2 protein-coding genes are annotated in these 2,743 nt (G+C 66.9%); both read right to left on the bottom strand.

Annotated features, from left to right (window positions below):
- The coding region (locus AC5JJ6_RS28475; protein WP_496045294.1) for a methyl-accepting chemotaxis protein at nucleotides 1–1,956 on the bottom strand (1,956 nt) is incomplete at its 3' end.
- A gap of 220 nt (nucleotides 1,957–2,176) precedes the next feature.
- The coding region (locus tag AC5JJ6_RS28470) for a M3 family metallopeptidase (RefSeq protein WP_496045293.1) at nucleotides 2,177–2,743 on the bottom strand (567 nt) is incomplete at its 5' end.

Here is a 2,743-nt window from a genome sequence, read left to right as displayed (position 1 = left end):
CCGGCTTTCGGTCACTTTCGCGACGTCGTTGTCGCCGAGTGGAGGCGGGGCAAACTGGACGTGGACGCCGTGACGGCTGACGCCGACGACCTGGGCGTGCTGGGGGGTGTCGCGTTCCGGGAGGTTGAGGACCAGACGGTCGCCGGGACCGAGCGGAACGTCGGTCTGGATCAGGGCACCACCGCGCGACACGTCCAGCAGTTCCGCGTCCGCCGCGCCGAAGGAACCGGCTACTCCGGTCGAGACGCTGCACCGGTGCCGGGTGTGGGCGCGGCGGTTGGCCTCCTCGGTGGAGGTGCGGACGATCTGGGTCAGGGCTTCCGCCAGCGACTCTATGCCGTCGCTCAGGACGGCGGCGGCAGATTTGCTGCTTTCCGCCAGTTCATCGGTGCGGCGGCAATCACTGGTCAGGGCATCGACATGTCCGGCGACCTGCCGGGTGGCACGGGCGGTCTCCTCCATGTTGAGGGTGATCTGCGCGGTGGCGCTGGACTGTTCGGCCATGGCGAGGGCGATGGAGCCGGCGATGCCGTCGACCGCCGCAATGGTCTCGCCCACCTTCTCCACGGCGGCGTCGGCATCGCGAGCCGCCGCCTGGATGCGGCTGATCAGATCGCCGATCAGGTCGGTCGAGCGCTCGGTTTCCCGTGACAGGCTCTTGACTTCGGCCGCGACCACGGCAAAGCCCTTGCCGGCGGCTCCGGCGCGCGACGCCTCGATCGTGGCGTTGAGCGCCAGAAGGTTGGTCTGCGACGCCACGCTGCGGATCATGCCGACGATGCCGCCGATCTCGGTCGCGACGCCGGCGAGCGTGCGGATCACCTCGGCGGCGTGATGGGTGCTGCCGACCGCCAGGCGCGCGGCATCGGCGGCATCCGCGACCTGAGCCGTGATCCGGTTTATCGAGCCGGTGAGCTGTCCGGTGGCATCGGCGGCTATCCTGACGGTCTCCAGGGCATAACCCGACGTGTCGGCCATCTGCCGGGCGTTGTCTTCCATGCTGCCCGCGGCGGAATGCAGGCCGGCCGTGGCCGTCCGCATCTCGCCGGTCTGGCCGGTCACCGTCTCGATCGCCTTGCGGGTCTGGTTTTCCACCTTGTCCGCCATGCCGCGGATCGCGGCGCGGACCTCGTCGCGGTGCGCCTCTTCCAGCCGCTCCTCCTCGTTCCGCATGGCGCGGACCTTGAGCGCATGGTCGCGGAAGACCTGGACGCTGGCCGCCATGGCGCCGACCTCGTCGCCCCGGTCCAGGCCGGGAACCTCTTCGTCGAGCTGATCGGCGGCGAACCGCGCCATCACGGCGCTCAGCCGGGTCAGCGGGGCCAGCAGCAGGCGCATGGCGATGAACGACGCGCCGGCCACGATCAAGGCGGCGAGTCCGCCAAGCGCCAGACCGCCCCGGACGAGCACGTCGAGCATGCTGACGAAGCCGGATTTCGGCGCTCCGACATAGATGGCGCCGATGGCACTGCCGTCGGGTCCGAGGATCGGATCATAGGCCACCAGATGGGCCTGTCCCTGGAGATCCATTTCTCCGCGATAGGGCTTGCCCTGCTTCAGCACGGTCTCGACCACGGGACCGGAAGGCAGGCGCGAACCGATCGTCCGCCTGCCGTCGGAGGTCTTGACCGAGCTGGCGACCCGCAGCCCGCCGCTGAAGACGGTGGCGCCGGCCCCGGTCAGGTCGGTGATGCGGTCGACCAGATCAGTGTCGCCGTCCAGATCGGTGTTGCCGGCTTTCAGCTTGTCGCCGTCCCTGCGGAGGGGACCGGGGGCGCGAAGCACTTCCCAGGCGACGCGCATGTTGCTTTCCTGGCGCTCGACCCCAAGCCGCTCCGCCTCGCTCTTCAGCAGGGTGCGCATCGCGAAGAGGTTGACCATGCCGATCATGCCGATCGCCAGCACGCAAAGAAGGGCTATCTTGGTGGATATCGACAAGCGGTTGATCAGGGACACGATAGCACACTTCGAACGCCGGACATGCTTCGAAGGTACCATCATGGCGGGACGGTGTCAGTGATACCTTTCGACGCTTCGGATGCTATCTTACTTCCATATGCGGCGAATGTTGTCATCGTGGGGCATGATATGCAAAGGAAACGGCGCGGGCCTTGAAGAATGCCCGCGCCGGTAATCCCGCCCGTGTCTTATTGCCTCACCCGGACAAGGTGCCGGATCAGACTTCCTGTCGCTCCAGATCGTCGATGAAGCCGCGAATCACGCCCAGGCCCTTGTCCCAGAAGGCGGGGTCGGAGGCATCCAGACCGAACGGCGCCAGAAGCTCGCGGTGGCGCAACGTTCCCCCCGCCGACAGCATCTTCAGATACCGCTCGGCGAAGCCGCCGGCCGCGTCCTGATAGACCGCGTACAGCGAGTTGACCAGACAGTCGCCGAAAGCGTAGGCGTAGACGTAGAAGGGCGAGTGGATGAAGTGCGGGATATAGGCCCAGTAATTCCGGTAACCCTCGTCGAAGCGGATCGCGGGGCCCAGGCTTTCCGTCTGCACGGCGAACCAGATTTCACCGATCCGCTCCGCCGTCAGTTCGCCCTCGCGCCGTTCGGTATGAAGACGCTGCTCGAAGTCGAAGAAGGCGATCTGGCGGACGACGGTGTTCAGCATGTCCTCCACCTTGGCAGCCAGCATGATCTTCCGCCGCCCAGGATCGGTCTCGCTGTCCAGCAGGGAGCGGAACGTCAGCATCTCGCCGAAGACGGAGGCGGTTTCCGCCAGCGTCAGCGGCGT

This window comes from Skermanella sp. (assembly GCF_059503625.1).
Note: the sequence above shows the minus strand (reverse complement) of the source record. Positions and strands in the feature narration are given on the sequence as shown.